Source organism: Gluconacetobacter takamatsuzukensis, from assembly GCF_014174275.1.
Classification (GTDB): Bacteria; Pseudomonadota; Alphaproteobacteria; order Acetobacterales; family Acetobacteraceae; genus Gluconacetobacter; species Gluconacetobacter takamatsuzukensis.
In genome coordinates this window covers 253,870-269,301 of the sequence record NZ_JABEQK010000003.1, presented here as the reverse complement: position 1 = coordinate 269,301, position 15,432 = coordinate 253,870, and the positions used below count along the sequence as shown (strand labels likewise).

14 protein-coding genes are annotated in these 15,432 nt (G+C 69.1%); 9 read left to right on the top strand and 5 right to left on the bottom strand.

Translation table 11 applies throughout. The annotated features are described in order from the left end of the window. The first annotated feature begins 90 nt into the window (after window positions 1-90). Window positions 91-498, top strand: coding sequence for a MarR family transcriptional regulator (locus tag HLH27_RS05685; protein WP_182948548.1), 408 nt, complete (start codon window positions 91-93; stop codon window positions 496-498). Window positions 499-674: 176 nt separating this feature from the next. Beyond that, window positions 675-1,139, top strand: a complete 465-nt coding sequence (locus HLH27_RS05680) for a hypothetical protein (protein ID WP_182948546.1) — start codon at window positions 675-677, stop codon at window positions 1,137-1,139. 32 nt (window positions 1,140-1,171) lie between these two features. Here HLH27_RS05680 and HLH27_RS05675 read toward each other — a convergent pair whose 3' ends face one another. Continuing rightward, the gene (locus tag HLH27_RS05675; protein WP_246375512.1) at window positions 1,172-2,224 is read right to left on the bottom strand and encodes a glycosyltransferase family 4 protein; all 1,053 of its coding nucleotides are present in this window, start codon (window positions 2,222-2,224) and stop codon (window positions 1,172-1,174) included. Between the two features lie 58 nt (window positions 2,225-2,282). Between HLH27_RS05675 and HLH27_RS05670 the strand changes: the two genes are divergently transcribed. The 4 genes from HLH27_RS05670 to HLH27_RS05655 are packed head-to-tail and all read left to right on the top strand — an operon-like array spanning window position 2,283 to window position 6,522. Next, window positions 2,283-4,286 (top strand): polysaccharide biosynthesis protein, encoded by a 2,004-nt coding sequence (locus HLH27_RS05670; RefSeq protein WP_246375509.1) that lies wholly within the window; start codon window positions 2,283-2,285, stop codon window positions 4,284-4,286. Next, the gene (locus HLH27_RS05665; RefSeq protein ID WP_182948542.1) at window positions 4,283-5,428 is read left to right on the top strand and encodes a DegT/DnrJ/EryC1/StrS family aminotransferase; all 1,146 of its coding nucleotides are present in this window, start codon (window positions 4,283-4,285) and stop codon (window positions 5,426-5,428) included. Before HLH27_RS05670 ends, HLH27_RS05665 begins: the two co-directional genes overlap by 4 nt. Before the next feature lie 18 nt (window positions 5,429-5,446). After that, complete coding sequence (locus tag HLH27_RS05660) at window positions 5,447-5,929, top strand: hypothetical protein (protein ID WP_182948540.1); 483 nt, start codon at window positions 5,447-5,449, stop codon at window positions 5,927-5,929. Continuing rightward, a complete protein-coding gene (locus HLH27_RS05655) occupies window positions 5,926-6,522 on the top strand; it encodes an HAD-IA family hydrolase (RefSeq protein ID WP_182948539.1) in 597 nt (198 codons plus the stop codon). Before HLH27_RS05660 ends, HLH27_RS05655 begins: the two co-directional genes overlap by 4 nt. A 12-nt stretch (window positions 6,523-6,534) precedes the next feature. On the opposite strand, the gene HLH27_RS05650 is transcribed toward HLH27_RS05655, so the two are convergent. Together HLH27_RS05650 and HLH27_RS05645 are read right to left on the bottom strand one after the other, a co-directional pair. Continuing rightward, window positions 6,535-7,665 carry an AI-2E family transporter gene (locus HLH27_RS05650; protein ID WP_182948537.1) on the bottom strand — a complete coding sequence of 377 codons (1,131 nt, stop codon included), beginning with the start codon at window positions 7,663-7,665 and terminating at the stop codon, window positions 6,535-6,537. A 224-nt stretch (window positions 7,666-7,889) separates the two neighbouring features. Continuing rightward, on the bottom strand, window positions 7,890-9,773 hold the full coding sequence (locus HLH27_RS05645) for an ATP-binding cassette domain-containing protein (protein ID WP_182948536.1): 1,884 nt from the start codon (window positions 9,771-9,773) through the stop codon (window positions 7,890-7,892). 172 nt (window positions 9,774-9,945) lie between these two features. Here HLH27_RS05645 and ndk point away from each other — a divergent pair, with 172 nt between their 5' ends. Continuing rightward, entirely contained in the window at window positions 9,946-10,368 is a 423-nt protein-coding gene (ndk, locus tag HLH27_RS05640) for a nucleoside-diphosphate kinase (protein WP_182948534.1), read from the top strand. A 41-nt stretch (window positions 10,369-10,409) separates the two neighbouring features. Here ndk and purN read toward each other — a convergent pair whose 3' ends face one another. Both purN and purM read right to left on the bottom strand, forming a co-directional pair. Beyond that, the gene (gene purN, locus HLH27_RS05635) at window positions 10,410-11,048 is read right to left on the bottom strand and encodes a phosphoribosylglycinamide formyltransferase (protein ID WP_338029848.1); all 639 of its coding nucleotides are present in this window, start codon (window positions 11,046-11,048) and stop codon (window positions 10,410-10,412) included. A 6-nt stretch (window positions 11,049-11,054) separates the two neighbouring features. Continuing rightward, complete coding sequence (purM, locus tag HLH27_RS05630) at window positions 11,055-12,146, bottom strand: phosphoribosylformylglycinamidine cyclo-ligase (protein WP_182948532.1); 1,092 nt, start codon at window positions 12,144-12,146, stop codon at window positions 11,055-11,057. A 128-nt stretch (window positions 12,147-12,274) separates the two neighbouring features. Between purM and HLH27_RS05625 the strand changes: the two genes are divergently transcribed. Next, window positions 12,275-13,048, top strand: coding sequence for a P-loop NTPase family protein (locus tag HLH27_RS05625; protein ID WP_408870801.1), 774 nt, complete (start codon window positions 12,275-12,277; stop codon window positions 13,046-13,048). An 86-nt stretch (window positions 13,049-13,134) separates the two neighbouring features. Continuing rightward, the gene (locus HLH27_RS05620; RefSeq protein WP_182948531.1) at window positions 13,135-15,411 is read left to right on the top strand and encodes an RNA degradosome polyphosphate kinase; all 2,277 of its coding nucleotides are present in this window, start codon (window positions 13,135-13,137) and stop codon (window positions 15,409-15,411) included. Window positions 15,412-15,432: the final 21 nt, after the last annotated feature.

Here is a 15,432-nt window from a genome sequence, read left to right as displayed (position 1 = left end):
TCTGGAATGACCGTCGGACCCTGAGCGGGAACGCTGACGGCAAAACATTTAGGGGGCGTTGCCGACCCCTCGGGAAAGGCTTTTTTTACTATGGCTCAGAACTCATCGACCACCGACCAGCTGGTCAACACCCTGCGCGACACCATCGTTGCCATGGTGCGCCGTGACGGGCCCGATCTGTCGGCCCGCCAGCTTGGCGTCTTCCTCACCTGCTATCTCGAGGAAGGGGCGCATACCGTTCGTGGCCTGGCCGCGGCGCTGAACGTGTCCAAGCCCGCCATCACCCGTGCCCTCGACCGGCTGGGCGAGCTGGACCTGGCCCGTCGCAAGGTGGACCCGATGGATCGCCGTTCGGTCCTGGTCCAGCGCACGCTGAAGGGTTCGGCCTATCTGCGCGAGCTGCGCTCGATCATGGGCGAGGCCGCCGGCGTGCCGGCGACTGGCCGCACGGCCAAGATCGTGCGCGAAGAGCGCGCGCCGCGCCGCGCCGCCGGCTGATTGCGGCGGGACGGCTGCCCGTCCGGGCAGCCGTCATTTCATTCTGGAAGACGACAGGCCGATCGGACGAATTGGCGGGGCCGTGCGCGACCGATGGTCCGCACGCACGGGCTCGTGCCGCCGATTCCACGCGGGCGTCAATTCAGCCGATCGGGACAGACCGTAGGAGAAAGATCATGCATATGGCATCGCGTATCGCTGCCGTGGCCGTTCTTGCCGTTCCGTTTCTGGCGACGTCCCTTCCTGGCCCGGTGACGGCCCGTGCGGCCGACGATTTGGGCGCACCCGTGGGCCATATCCGGCTGGAGGCCAAATCCGCCGATGTCGGGGTCGGCTGGACGTGGGGCACCGGGAAACTGACCTTCGGGCACCATACCTATCATTTCACCATCAAGGGCGGGTCGATCGCCGCTGTCGGCTATTCGAAGATCGAAGGCACCGGCACCGTCTATAACCTGAAGAACCTGCACGATTTCGACGGCACCTATGTTGCCGGCAACGGCGAGGCGACGCTGGGCAACGGCGTGGGCGGCAGCCTGCTGCACAACGGCAACGGCGTGACGATCAAGATCGATACCATCTCGAAGGGCGCGCGGCTGGCCGGTGCCGCCCAGGGGCTGGAACTGACGCTGACCCACTGACGGGTCTTTCGGCCGTCGGCCCGGTTCGCCGCTCAGGTGATCCGGGTCGGTGGCCGCGTGCGCCGTTCGACGAAGGCGCTCCAGGCCAGTTGCGGCAGCAGGACCGCCAGCAGGGCCGCGACGAGCGCGACGATGCCGTGCAGGGCGGCATAGGCCGCCATCCCGCCCCACAGGACGAACGCCCAGTGGATGAGGGCGACGGCGACGGGCGGGAGGCCGCCCTGGGTCGCGCGTTGATAGAGATGCTCGCGATGGCCCTCCATCAGCCGGGCACCGTTCCGCCAGCGCCGGACGAGCGTATACAGGACATCGTAGATCAGGCCGGCTGCCAGTATGGGAACGACGTACCAGGCGGAGGTGCCGGCATGGGGGTGGTCCGCGCAGGCCAGTGCGAATGTGCCGACCAGCAGCCCGCAGGGCTGGCTGCCGACATCGCCCATGAAGATCCGGGCCGACGGGAAATTGAACGGCAGGAAGCCGGCCAGCGCCGCCGCCAGAAGCAGGGCCATGACGCCCACGGCGGTATCGGGCGCCAGGGTCCCGATCACGAGACAGGCCAGCATGACGGAACCGGAGACCAGCCCGTTCAGCCCATCCATGAAATTGACCGCGTTGGTCGTGAATACCAGGGTGAGCACCGCAAGCCCGAACCATGCCGGCGCGGCCAGGGCGGCTGGCAGCATGGCGGACAGGGCCGGGGCGACCGGCAGCGTGACGGCCACCAGGACCGACGCCGCGACCTGTGCCCCCAGCTTCAGGAGCGGGGACCATTGGTAGAGATCGTCCAGCCAGGAGATCGCGCCCAGCAGGACCGTCGCGGCCAGCAGGGTGGCCGTCTGCGGGTCCAGCGGCGGCAGGCCATGCAGCATGCGCCCGACGGGCACCGCCAGCACGAAGGCCGCGACGATGCCGATGCCGCCGCCCTTGGGCGTGGGCCGGGTGTGGGAACTGCGATGTCCGGGATGGTCCATGACGCCCAGGCGGATCGTTGCCGCCACCATCAGGCCGGCGGCGATCCAGGTGGCGAGCAGCAGGAACGGGAAGGCCAGGGCCGGGTAGAGGGTGGTCACGACCGGATGCAGCAATGTTTTGTCGTCATGGCTTCTTCTAGCATGGAATGGGCTGGGCTATATGGGCGGGATAATGGCTTCGCAACGCCCTGACCCCGTCGACGACCCTGGTGAACCCGACGTCGGGCGGCGTCCGGTCAACCGAATCGCCGTCAATGTGATGCTGGATGGCGGCCTGGCCGCGCTGTCGGCGCCGCTGGCCCGCTGGCTGGCCGACCCGGGGGGCGGCCTGCTGCATCCGCTATGGTTCATCGCCGGCGGGGCGATCACGCTGGTGATCAGCAGCCTGCCGTTTCGCGTCCAGCAGCAATATTGGCGTTTTTCCGGGGTGGACGACCTGCTGGGAATCGCCGGGGCTTCGGCGGCGAGCGCGATTCTGTTCTCGCTGGGCCTGTATGTGACGGGCTTTCCGATTCCGACGCCGGCCTTTCCGTTCATCCATGCGCTGGTGCTGCTGGTGTCGCTGGGCGGAGTGCGGATCGTCTACCGCCTGTCGTGCCGGCATTCGACGCGGCGTTATCCGTCGGCGCAGGTGGTGCTGATCGGGTCCGACCAGTCCGTCGACCTGTTCATCCGCGCCATCGAGCGGGCGCCGCATCCGGCGTTCCGGGTCGTGGGCATCATGACCGGGGGGCGGCGGCAGACGGGGCGCAGGATCCACGGCGTGCCCATTCTGGGCCATGTGCGGCGGATGGACGACATTCTGGACCGGTCGCGCGGCGGCAGCGACTGGCCGGACCTGCTGATCGTGACCGAGGCCGAATTCCGGGGTGAGGAGCTGGCGCGAGTCCTGACATCCGCCGAGCAGCGCGGCCTGTCCGTGCAACGTTCCCCCGACCTGACCGACCTGACCCCGGCCTCGCGGCTGGAATTGCGGCCGATCGCGATCGAGGAACTGCTGAACCGCCCGCAGATCGACCTGGACCGGGACGGGATGGCGGCCCTGCTGGGTGGCCGCACGATCCTGGTGACGGGGGCCGGCGGGTCGATCGGGTCGGAACTGGCGCGGCAGATCGCGGGGTATGGGCCGAGGCATCTGCTGCTGCTGGACCATGGGGAATTCGCGCTGTGGCAGATCGACCTGGAACTGTCCGAGCGCGCGCCGGCGATCCGGCGCGAGGCGATCCTGGCCGATATCCGCGATCGGGACCGGATGGAGGAGATCTGTGCCCTCTATCGGCCGGAACTGGTCTTTCATGCCGCCGCGCTGAAGCATGTGCCGATGGTCGAGGCCAATCCGTGCGAGGGGGTGCTGACCAATGTCATCGGCACCCGCGTGGTCGCCGATGCGGCGGCGCGCAACGGGGCCCTGGCGCTGGTCATGGTGTCGACCGACAAGGCGGTGAACCCTTCCAGCCTGATGGGGGCCTCGAAGCGCGCGGCCGAGATGTATTGCCAGGCGCTGGATGTCGAGGCCCGGAGCGGTGCGGGCAATGCCATGCGCTGCGTGACCGTGCGGTTCGGCAACGTGCTGGGGTCGACCGGATCGGTCGTGCCGCTGTTTCGCCGCCAGCTGGAGCGGGGCGGCCCGCTGACCGTGACGCACCCCGACATGCAGCGTTATTTCATGACGGTGTCGGAGGCCGTGGGGTTGGTCCTGCAGGCCAGCGTGCGCGGCACGATTCGCGGCGAGGCGGAAAGCGGGACCGACACGCTGCTGCGCAATGGCGGGATCTTCGTGCTCGACATGGGCAAGCCGGTCAGGATCGTCGACCTGGCGCGGCAGATGATCCGTCTGGCGGGCCTGCGCCCGCAGATCGACGTGCCGATCCATTTTACCGGGCTGCGGCCGGGCGAAAAGCTCTTCGAGGAACTGTTCCACGGGCGCGAGGCCCCGGCCGAGACCGATCATCCGGGCCTGCGCATGGCGACGCCGCGTATTGTCGACCGTCATGCGGTGGGGCTGGTCATCGACCGGCTGGCCGCGGCCTGCCACCGGGGCGACGCGCAGGCCGTCCTTGCGCTGATCAGGGGTCTCGTTCCCGAATTCGCCCATAACCCGACGGGCGACCTGCACGATATGATGGCGGAACCGACCGTGGAATCGACCGACGCCGAAAGGACGATGCATTCATGACTGCCCCGCTTTCCGAAAGCCTTCCGCCCATCGCGTTTCTCGACCTGCCGGCGCAGCAGGCGCGGCTGGGCGATGCGATCCGGCGGCGGGTCGATACCGTGATGGCGCATTGCCGGTTCGTGATGGGCCCCGAGGTCGCGGAACTGGAGCAGGCGCTGGCGGCCTATGCCGGCGCGGCCGAGTGCGTGGGCGTGTCCTCGGGCACCGATGCGATCCAGATCGTCATGATGGCCGAGGAAATCGGGCGGGGGGATGCGGTCTTCCTGCCCGCCTTTACCTACACGGCGACGGCGGAGGTGCCGCTGCTGCTGAATGCGACTCCGGTATTCGTCGATGTCGACCCCCGGACTTTCCAGATCGACCCGGCCAGCCTGGAACGGCGGATTGCCGAAGTGCGCGCCGCCGGGCTGCTGCGCCCGCGCGCGATCGTGGGGGTCGATCTGTTCGGGCAGCCGGCGCCGTGGGCCGCGCTGCGCGCGATCGCGAAGCGCGAGGGGCTGTTCCTGATGGACGATTGCGCCCAGTCGTTCGGCGGGGCGCTGGCGGGGCGCAAGCTGGGGCGCGAGGCCACGGCGACGACCCTGTCCTTCTTCCCGTCCAAGCCGCTGGGGGGGTATGGCGATGGCGGTGCGATCCTGACCGACGACCCCGAGCGGGCGGACCTCTATCGCTCGCTGCGCACCCATGGCGAGGGCAAGACGCGCTATGAAGTGCTGCGTACCGGCATGAACGGGCGGCTGGATACGATCCAGGCGGCGGTCCTGCTGGCGAAGCTGGAGGCGTTCGACGACGAGTTGGCCCGGCGCGAGGAGATTGCGCGGGCTTATGATTCGGGGCTGGAAGGGGCGGTCGTCACGCCCGCGCGGGTGGCGGGCTCGCAGAGCGCATGGGCGGTCTACGCCGTCTTGACCGAAGGCGAATCGGCCCGTGCCGCGTTGCAGGAGCGGCTGAAGGCGCAGGGTGTGCCTTCGGCGATCTATTATCCGCGGCCGCTCCACCTTCAGCCCGCATATCAGGACCACCATGACGGAACGGCGTTGCCTGTTGCCGAAGATCTGGCTTGCCGTATTCTGGCCCTGCCGATCCACCCGGAACTGACGGATGCGGAGGTTGCGCGCATTATTGCCGCCGTTCGCGGATAAACGAGAAAGACATCAGGTATGAGACGGGAAACAGCATTGCTTCTGGGCTTCCTGACGGTCACGGTCGGGACATCGGCCGTGCTGTGGTCCTTCGCGATGCCCAATTTCAAGCCCCTGGCCATTCCCGAAATGACGAATGGCGTGATCAGCGTGGGGCCGATGCGCCAGCAGCGCGCGCTGTCGGCGGCGGAAATCCATACGCTCAACGACTGGCTGCAACATCATCGCACCGTCTGGGGGCCGCTGGGGCAGACGCCGCCTTCGTCGGGCGATGCCACCATCACCCTGACGGCGAACCGGCCGGCGGGGCCGGACGGCAAGCCCGTTCCCTACAGCATGACGCTGTGGACCGGGATCAGCGCCGCCGACTGGAACACCACCGTGTTCCTGGAGGATCGGCCGGGTGCCGTGATCCGCGTCCATCAGTTTTCCGAAGCCGATTTCGCGCCGCTGCGCCAGCTTGTGGACCAGCACCCGTACGAGCGGACCGCCTTTCCGTGATCGCCGTTCCGTCCGGCACGGCGGCGCTGATCTTCGATTGCGACGGGACGCTGGTCGATACGCTGCCACTTTATCTGCGGGGCTGGCTGGCGGCGTTGCAGTCGGAGGCGGCGCATGAGGTGGCGCCGGAATGGTTCCACGGCCGGGGCGGCCTGTCGGAGCATATGGTGCTGGACCTGATGGAAGCGGAGCTGGGGCGGGTGCTCGACCGCCCTGCCATCGTCCGGGCCGCGCGGCGGAACGTGCTGTCGGCGATGGCCGACCTGCGGGAAATCGCGGTGGTGGCGGACCTTGCCCGCCGGTATCGCGGCACGCTGCCGATGGCCGTGGCCTCGAGCGGTTCGCGGGAGATCGTGACGGCGTCACTGACCCGGACGGGGCTGCTGGAGCTGTTCGATACGATCGTGACCATCGACGACGTGGCGCGGCCCAAGCCGGCGCCCGACCTGTTTCTGGAGGCCGCGCGGCGGCTGGGTGCGGCGCCCGAGTGCTGCCTGGTGCTGGAAGACAGTGCCGAAGGGCTGGCGGCGGCGAACCATGCCGGCATGCTGAGGGTAGATATCCGCCCCTATATCCGCCCCGCTACCCCCTGAATGTGACGGGTTTCAGACCCGGTCGGACTCGTCCAGCGGCGGGGTGGCCTTGTCCATTACCGCCAGCAGGGCGGCCGTGAGTGGCGAGGCCAGGATCAGGCCCGGCAGGCCGAGAATGGTGCCGAACACGGTCTGCGACAGGATGGTCACGCCCGGCGGCATCTTGACCGCATGGCGCTGGATCAGCGGCGCCATGACATTGCCCTCGAAGAACTGGATGGCGGTGTAGAGCGCCAGCACCAACAGCCCCTCGCGCGTGCCGACCGACAGGCCCAGCAGGATGGCCGGGATCGCGCCGATGAAGGCGCCGATATAGGGGATGAAATTGGCCAGCCCCGCGACGACGCCCAGCGCCAGGGCCAGCGGCACGCCGATGAACCACAGGCCGATTGCCGACAGCATGCCGACGACGAACATGTCCAGCGCCTGTCCGGCGGTCCAGGCCCACAGGGTGCGCCCCGCCACCAGCAGCAGCTTGCGTGCCGTCGGGCGGAGCGCGGTGGGGAACAGGCGCAGCAGGCCGTTGGCGTAGAGGGCGGGAGACAGGGCGAAATACAGGCCGGCGATCAGGATGACCGCCAGCGTGCCGACGGCGCCGAAGGCCGAGGACAGGACGCCGGTCATGGAGCCGGCGATGCGCGAGCCCATGCCGTCGCCCCCGCCGCCGGTCTGGTTGCCGCCCAGTGTCTGGGGCAGGTGGTCCAGCAGGGTGCGCCCGATCTCGCTGGTGCCCAGTTGCGCCCGCACCGTATAGGCCTGCGTGGTCAGTGCAATGCGCAGTCGGGTTGCCTGTTCGGCGATGGTGGGGCCGCTGCTCCAGATCAGGCCGGCGAAGGCGGCCAGCAGGATCACGACGACCAGGGTCAGTGCCAGCCAGTAGGGCAGCCGGATCCAGCGCTGGGCCAGGACCGCCAGGTTGTGGAGGATGACCGCCAGCAGCGTGGCGGCGAACACGACCATCAGCACGGGGCCGAGGAGCCAGATCGACAGGATGCCGGTGGTCAGCAGGATCGTCCGCTGGAGCAGGGCGTGGATCCTGCCCAGTTGCACGGCGCGCGGATCGGTGACGGGCGCTTCGTGCCGGGAGTCCCGCTTTTCGGCCTGGGGGGCTGGTTTGGAGTCGGTCACGGCGATGGGGGGCATGGCGTTTCCGCTTTGTGGTCGGCTGGCGGCCTGCCTTTGGAATGCGCTGCGATTCCGGAGATCGGCGGGCCGCTGGATGAGGGATTCAACGCATGTCGACGATGAAGGGGATGGTTCGCATATCCGTCCGCCCGCGTCGATGTCGGCTTGGGGGTCGACCGGGCAGACGGCAATACTGGCAACGCCCGGGTGAACGAAAGGATACCGGACGGGCCGCTTTCCGGTCAGTCCTGGGTTGCGGCTTCCTCGATCGCGGCTTCGGCCAGCAGCCATTCTTCCTCGGCCGCCGCCTCTTCGCGCCCGATGGCGGCAAGGCGGGTGTTGATGGCCGTTACGTCTTCTGCGCTGCCGGTGGCGTAAAGCGCGGGGTCGGCCAGGCGGGTTTCCAGCCGGGCGCGTTCTGCCGCCAGCTTGCCGATGCGGGCCTCGGCGTCGCGGGCCTTCCTGCGCAGGGGGGCGACGGCCTTGCGGGCTTCGGCGCGGTCGCGCCTGTCCTCGCGTCTGGGGGCCGCGGGAAAGGTTGCCGGGCGGCTGGCGGCGCGGGCGCGTTCGGACAGCCAGACGCGATATTCGGCCATGTCGCCGTCGAAGGGGCGGACGGTGCCGTCGCCCACCAGCCACAGCCGGTCGGCGACCAGCTCGACCAGATGCGGGTCGTGGCTGATCAGCAGCACAGCGCCCTCGAATTCGGCCAGGGCGCGGATCAGGGCCTCGCGCGCATCCAGGTCCAGATGGTTGGTCGGTTCGTCCAGGATCAGCAGGTGCGGGGCGTCGCGGGTGGCCAGGGCCAGCAGCAGCCGGGCCTTCTCGCCGCCCGAAAGGTCGCGCGTGATCGTGTCCGCGCGGTCGGCATCCAGCCCGAAGCGGGCGAGCTGGGCCCGCACGGCGGTCGGGGGCGCCTTGGGCATGGCGCGGGCCATGTGGGCGACGGGGGTTTCGTCCGGCACCAGTTCCTCGGCCTGGTGCTGCGCGAAATAGCCGACCCGCAGGCGCGGATTGTGGCTGGCCGTGCCCGATAGCGGGGCCAGGCGGCCGGCGATGAGCTTGGCGAAGGTCGATTTGCCGTTGCCGTTGGCGCCGAGCAGGGCGACCCGGTCTTCCATGTCCAGCCGCAGGGACAGGTTGGAGAGGATCGGCTTGCCGTCATAGCCCACCGACACGCGGTCCAGCGTCAGCATCGGCGGCGGCAGGGGCGTGGGTTCGGGGAAGGCGAAGCGGGTGGGGGTGTCCTCGATCACCGCTTCGATCACCGGCAGCTTTTCCAGCGCCTTTACGCGGGCCTGGGCCTGTCGGGCCTTGGTGGCCTTGGCGCGGAAGCGGTCGACGAAGGATTGCATGTGGGCGCGCTGGGCGGCGATGCGCTCGGCGGCGCGGGCCTGTTGCAGGGCCTGCTCGGTGCGGATGCGGACGAATTCGTCATAGCCGCCGGGGGTCAGCGACAGGCGGCGCTGGTCGAGATGGGCGATGGCGTCGACCGAGCGGTCCAGCAATCCGCGATCGTGGCTGACGATCAGCGCCGCGCCGGAAAAGCGGGCCAGCCAGCTTTCCAGCCAGATCGTGGCTTCGAGGTCGAGATGGTTGGTCGGCTCGTCCAGCAGCAGCAGGTCGGGGTTGAGGAACAGGGCGGTGGCGAGCGCCACGCGCATGCGCCAGCCGCCCGAGAAATCGGAGACCGGGCGGGCCTGCGCGGCGGCGTCGAAGCCCAGGCCCGACAGGATGGTGGCGGCGCGCGCGGGGGCGCTGTCGGCGCCGATGGCGCGCAGGCGCTCGTGAATGTCGGCCAGGCGCGTGGGGTCGGTCGTCCGTTCCGACTCTGCCAGCAGCGTCGTGCGTTCGAGATCGCCGGCCAGCACGGTGTCCAGCAGGTTGGCGTCACCCGAGGGGGCTTCCTGCCGGATGCGGGCCATGCGGGCGCGCGACGAGAGGGTGATGGTGCCGCCGTCGGGCGCGATGTCGCCGGCGATGGCGGCCAGCAGGGTGGATTTGCCGGCGCCGTTGCGCCCGACCAGGCCGATCTTGCGCCCCGGATCGACGCTCAGCGATGCCCCGTCCAGCAGGGTGCGCCCCGCGATGCGGAGGGTCAGGTCGGTGATGACGAGCAGACTCACGGGGGCGGGCTCCGGAAATTTGGCGGTATGCCCGGCGGGGCGGGCAGGATTCGTGACGCTGTACCTACCAGTCCTGCCCAATATGCTCTAGATGGCGCGCGTAAGGGGCGCCGGTCCGGTGTGGGCAGGGGGTCCCGGTCATGCAATTCGACCAAGAAGAAGGAGCCATCCCATGGCGACCGAACGTACCCTGTCGATCATCAAGCCGGACGCGACCCGGCGCAACCTGACCGGTAAGATCAATGCCGTGTTCGAAGATGCCGGCCTGCGGATCGTGGCGCAGAAGCGCGTCCAGCTGACCGAGGCGGTCGCCGGCGCGTTCTATGCCGTCCACAAGGACCGTCCGTTCTACGGCGACCTGGTGTCGTTCATGATCTCGGGCCCGGTCGTGGTCCAGGTTCTGGAAGGCGAGAACGCCGTCCTGAAGCATCGCGACGTCATGGGCGCCACCGACCCGAAGAAGGCCGCCCCCGGCACCGTGCGCGCCGAGTTCGCCGAGAGCATCGAGGCGAATTCGGTCCATGGTTCGGACAGCCTGGAAAACGCGAACAACGAGATCGCGTTCTTCTTCGCGCAGACCGAAATCCTGCCCTGATCGGCAGGGGCGGGCACCCTGGGGTGCCCGCCATCGGCTGGTCAGACGACCAGCAGCGACCCGCCGTCATCCACGGGTGACGACGGTTCGGGCCGCAGCAGCCTGCGCAGCGCGGCCGGATACAGGCGATGTTCCTGTTCCAGAACGCGTGCGGCCAGATGGTCGGGCGTGTCGCCGGCATGGACCGGCACGGCCGCCTGGCCCAGGATCGGGCCGTCATCCATTACTTCCGTCACCAGATGCACCGTGCAGCCATGCAGCTTCACGCCGGCTTCCAGCGCGCGTTCGTGCGTGTGCAGGCCGGGGAAGGCGGGCAGCAGGCTGGGGTGGATGTTGAGCATCCGCCCGGCCCAGGCTTCGGTCAGGAAGGGTGTCAGCAGGCGCATGTAGCCGGCCAGGCAGACCAGCTTGACGCCGGCCGCGCGCAGGGTGGCGTCTACCGCGCGTTCATGCGCCGCGCGATCCTTGCCGAAGGGGCGGTGGTCGATTGCCTCGGCCCGCAGGCCTGCCGCGCGGGCGACGTCCAGGCCCGGGGCGTCGGGCCTGTTGCTGAGGACCATGACGATGCGCGCCGGGAAATCCGGCGCGGCACAGGCATCGATCAGCGCGCGCATGTTGCTGCCGCGCCCGCTGATCAGGATTGCGATCGGGCAGCGATCGTCCCGCGAAACTGTGCTCACCGAGGTTCAGCCGGCGAAGTCGGGGCGGGTGGTGAAGCGCAGGCCGGCCGGGGTGCCGGCGGTCGAGGCTTCCAGCCGGCCGATCACGACCGGGGTCTCGCCCGCCGCGCGCAGGGCGGCCAGTGCCGCGTCGGCGTCGCGGGCGACCAGGACCATGCCGATGCCGCAATTGAAGACTTTCAGCATCTCGTCGGCATCGACCTGCCCGGTTTGCGCCAGCCAGCGGAAGACCGGGGGGATCTGCCACGCAGCGCCGTCGATCACCGCCGTCAGCCCCGCCGGCAGCACGCGCGGCAGGTTGCCCGGCAGGCCGCCGCCGGTGATGTGCGCGGCGCCCTGGATCAGCCCCTGCCGGTGCAGGTCCAGCACCTGCCTTACGTACAGGCGCGTGGGCGTCATCAGCGCCTGGGCCAGGGTCTGGCCCTCGGCGAAGGGGCAGGGGGCGTTCCAGTCCAGCCCGCTGCGCGTGACGATGGAGCGGACCAGCGAGAAGCCGTTGGAATGCACGCCGCTGGCCGAGAGCCCGATCAGCGTGTCGCCGGCGGCAATTCCGGCGGGCAGCAGCGCCGAACGCTCGGCCGCGCCGACCGAGAAGCCGGCGAGGTCGTAATGGCCGGGGGCATACATGCCCGGCATCTCGGCGGTTTCGCCGCCCACCAGCGCGCAGCCCGACTCGGCGCAGCCCTGGGCTATGCCGCGCACCACCTTGGCCGCGTCTTCGACCGCCAGCCGGCCGGTGGCGAAATAATCGAGGAAGAACAGGGGCTCGGCGCCCTGGACCACCAGGTCGTTCACGCACATCGCCACCAGGTCGATGCCGACGGTTTCGTGCAGGCCGCTTTCGATGGCAATCATCAGCTTGGTGCCGACGCCGTCGGTGCAGGAGACGAGGACCGGATCGGTGAAACCCGCGGCCTTCAGGTCGAACAGGGCACCGAATCCGCCCAGGCCCCCCATGGTGCCGGGGCGGTCCGTCGCCTTCGCCGCCGGCTTGATGGCATCGACCAGCGCGTCGCCGGCTTCGATGTCCACGCCTGCGTCGCGGTAGGTGGCGCCGGCGGCGGGCGGGGCCGAGGAAGAAGAGGGGGCGGAGGTCATGTGTCGGGCCTTCGTCGTCGCCGCGCCCCTTCCGTCTTCCTGCCGCAACGGCGGGGGTCGAAGAATGGGGCGAGGTAGGGTAAACGCTCTGGGTTCCTTTACGGCAGGCGAAGGCGGCACGCAAAGCAGTGGTTGAACAGGCGGTGCAGAATCCGGGCGAACAGGCGTCGATGGGCGGGGCGGACCAGCTTGCGTTGCCCTTTGGGCATCGCAGTCGCTTCGCCCGGGCCGATTTCGTCGCGGCCGGGTCGAACGGGGCGGCGCGGGCCTGGCTGCTGGGGGCGAACCCATGGCCCGAGCACCGGATGGCGCTGTGGGGCCCGGCCGGCGCCGGCAAGACCCACCTGCTGGAGATCTGGGCGCAGGAGCAGGGCGCCGTGCTGCTGCGCGGCGCCGAGGTGACGGGTGCGACGCTGGGCGCATTGCGCGACGGGCCGGCGGAGACGTTCCGGGCCGTGGCGGTGGACGATGCTGACCGCGCGGAGGACCAGCAGGCGATCCTGCATCTGCTGAACGCGGCGCGTGAGCAGCGGATCGCGCTGGTGATGGCCGCCCGCCTGCCGCCCGCGCGCTGGCCGGTGGCCCTGCCGGACCTGGCCAGCCGGCTGCGCGCGACGATGGCGATCGAACTGCGCCAGCCCGAGGATGCGCTGCTGCGCATCCTGCTACTGCGCCATCTGGCGGACCGGCAGATCGTGGTCAGCCAGCCGGTGACCGAATGGCTGCTGCGCCGCCTGCCGCGCACCGCCTCGGCCATTCGCGATGCCGCGATCCGGCTGGACCAGGCCGGGCTGGCGGCCGGGCGGCGCGTGACCCGGGCGCTGGCGGTGTCGGCACTGCATGACCTGCTGGACCATGAGGAGGTACCCGCCGACCGGATGGCGGACCTGCCGGCGCGCTAGGAAAGTTCATACGCCACTGCGTTGGCATTGCGGGCCGTTCCGCCTAGCTTGGCGAAACGAAGGCGGATTTGTGGCAGGAGATTGGATTGACCAGACCGACGGGGAAAACGCCCGCGCGCCGGACATCCGGACGGACGGCCGGCAAGCGCACCGGCGTGGCCGCGACACGGCGGCGGCTGGCGCCACCCGAGCAGACCCCCCCGCCGCCGGCGGTGGACATGCATTCGCCCGCCCGGTTCATCAACCGCGAACTCTCCTGGCTCGATTTCAACCAGCGCGTGGTGGAGGAGGCGGATAATCCGCGCAATCCGCTGCTGGAACGGCTGCGTTTCCTGTCGATCAGCGCCGGGAACCTGGACGAATTCTACTCGGTCCGTGTCGCGGGCCTGGTGGGGCAGGTGCGCGAGGGGCTGCTGAGCATGTCGCCCGACGGGCTGACCCCGGCGCAGCAGCTTGCCGCCGTGCGTACCCGCACCGCCCGGCTGCTGCGCGAGCAGCAGCGGATCTGGAAGGATCTGCGCGGCCTGCTGGCCGAAGCCGGGATCGTGGTCTGCGGGCTGGACCATATCACCGAGGCCGACCGCGAATGGCTGGACGGGTGCTTCATGGACCGGGTTTTTCCCGTCCTGACGCCGCTGGCGATCGACCCGGCGCACCCGTTGCCGTTCATCCCGCATATGGGGCTGGCCCTGTCGCTGCGGCTGATGAGCATGGAGACCGGGCGCTTCGTCATGAGCGCCATGATCCTGCTGCCGGCGCAGATCGACCGGTTCATCCGGCTGCCGGCCAGCCTGTCGCCGCCCGGCGTCGCGCGGTTCATCATGCTGGAAAACATGATCGCGCTGTGCATCGACCGGCTGTTCCCCGGCATGATGGCGGGCGACTGGGGCGTGCTGCGGGTGATCCGCGATACCGACGTGGAGTTCGAGGACGAGGCCGAGGATCTGGTCCGCTCCTACGAGAGCGCGCTGAAGCGGCGGCGGCGTGGGGTGGTGATCCATCTGGATATCGATTCGCGCATGCCGCCCGACCTGGGGCAGGCGGTGGCCAACGACCTGAACGTGCCGCCCGACGAGATCGAGATCCAGCCCGGGCTGATTGGCGTGGTGGACCTGAAGCAGCTGATCGTGGACGACCGGCCCGAATTGCTGTTTCCGCCCTATACGCCGCGCTTTCCCGAGCGGGTGATCGATTTCGGGGGCGACTGCTTCGCCGCCATCCGCGCCAAGGACATGATCGTCCATCATCCGTTCGAGAGTTTCGACGTGGTGGTGCAGTTTCTGCGCCAGGCCGCCCAGGACCCGGCGGTGGTCGCGATCAAGCAGACGCTGTACCGGACCTCGCGCGACAGCCCCATCGTCAAGGCGCTGATCGAGGCGGCCGAGGCCGGGAAATCGGTCACCGCGATGGTGGAATTGCGTGCCCGGTTCGACGAGGAAGCCAATATCCGTCTGGCGCGGGCGCTGGAGGCCGCGGGCGCGCAGGTCGTGTTCGGCTTCGCCGACCTCAAGACCCATGCCAAGCTCAGCCTGGTCGTGCGGCGCGAAGGGGGGACGCTGCGGTCCTACGCCCATTTCGGGACCGGGAATTATCACCCGATCACGGCGCGGATCTATACCGACCTGTCCTTCTTTACCTGCGACCCGGAACTGGCGCGGGATTCGGCGCGGCTGTTCAACTACATGACCGGCTATGCCATGCCGGCGCGGATGGAGGCCATCGCCTTCTCGCCCGTGACGATCCGCCGCACGCTGGAAGAGCTGATCCAGGCCGAGATCGAGCATGTGCGGGCCGGGCGGCCGGGGCAGATCTGGCTGAAGATGAATTCGCTGGTCGACCCGGACCTGATCGACCGCCTCTATCGCGCATCGTGCGCCGGGGTGCGGATCATGGCCGTGGTGCGGGGCATCTGCTGCCTGCGGCCGGGGGTGGCGGGACTGTCGGAGAATATCCGCGTCAAGTCCATCGTGGGGCGCTTTCTGGAACACGCGCGGATCTTCGCCTTCGGCGACGGGCACCGGCTGCCGTCGCGCTATGCGAAAGTCTATATTTCCTCGGCCGACTGGATGGTGCGGAACATGGACTGGCGGGTGGAAAGCATGGTACCGATGCGCGACCCTACGGTGCATGCGCAGGTCCTGGACCAGATCATGGTCACGGACCTGAAGGACAACCTGCAGTCCTGGATCTTGCAGCAGAACGGTGTGTGGCGGCGGCTCGAGCCCGGTGCCAGGCCATTTTCGGCCCATGATTATTTCATGACCAATCCTTCGCTTTCGGGGCGGGGGAGTGCCGTGCAGGACAGCGCCGTTCGGGTCAGCACGCCGTTGCCGCGGCATCAGGACCGGATTCTCGATGATTGAGGGTTTCAGTGAAGGTTTCAG

Coding starts and splice junctions, on each gene's coding strand:
- HLH27_RS05685 (WP_182948548.1), top strand. CDS start 91: ATGGCTCAGAACTCATCGACCACCGACCAGCTGGTCAACACCCTGCGC.
- HLH27_RS05680 (WP_182948546.1), top strand. CDS start 675: ATGCATATGGCATCGCGTATCGCTGCCGTGGCCGTTCTTGCCGTTCCG.
- HLH27_RS05670 (WP_246375509.1), top strand. CDS start 2,283: ATGGCTTCGCAACGCCCTGACCCCGTCGACGACCCTGGTGAACCCGAC.
- HLH27_RS05665 (WP_182948542.1), top strand. CDS start 4,283: ATGACTGCCCCGCTTTCCGAAAGCCTTCCGCCCATCGCGTTTCTCGAC.
- HLH27_RS05660 (WP_182948540.1), top strand. CDS start 5,447: ATGAGACGGGAAACAGCATTGCTTCTGGGCTTCCTGACGGTCACGGTC.
- HLH27_RS05650 (WP_182948537.1), bottom strand. CDS start 7,665: ATGCCCCCCATCGCCGTGACCGACTCCAAACCAGCCCCCCAGGCCGAA.
- ndk (WP_182948534.1), top strand. CDS start 9,946: ATGGCGACCGAACGTACCCTGTCGATCATCAAGCCGGACGCGACCCGG.
- purM (WP_182948532.1), bottom strand. CDS start 12,146: ATGACCTCCGCCCCCTCTTCTTCCTCGGCCCCGCCCGCCGCCGGCGCC.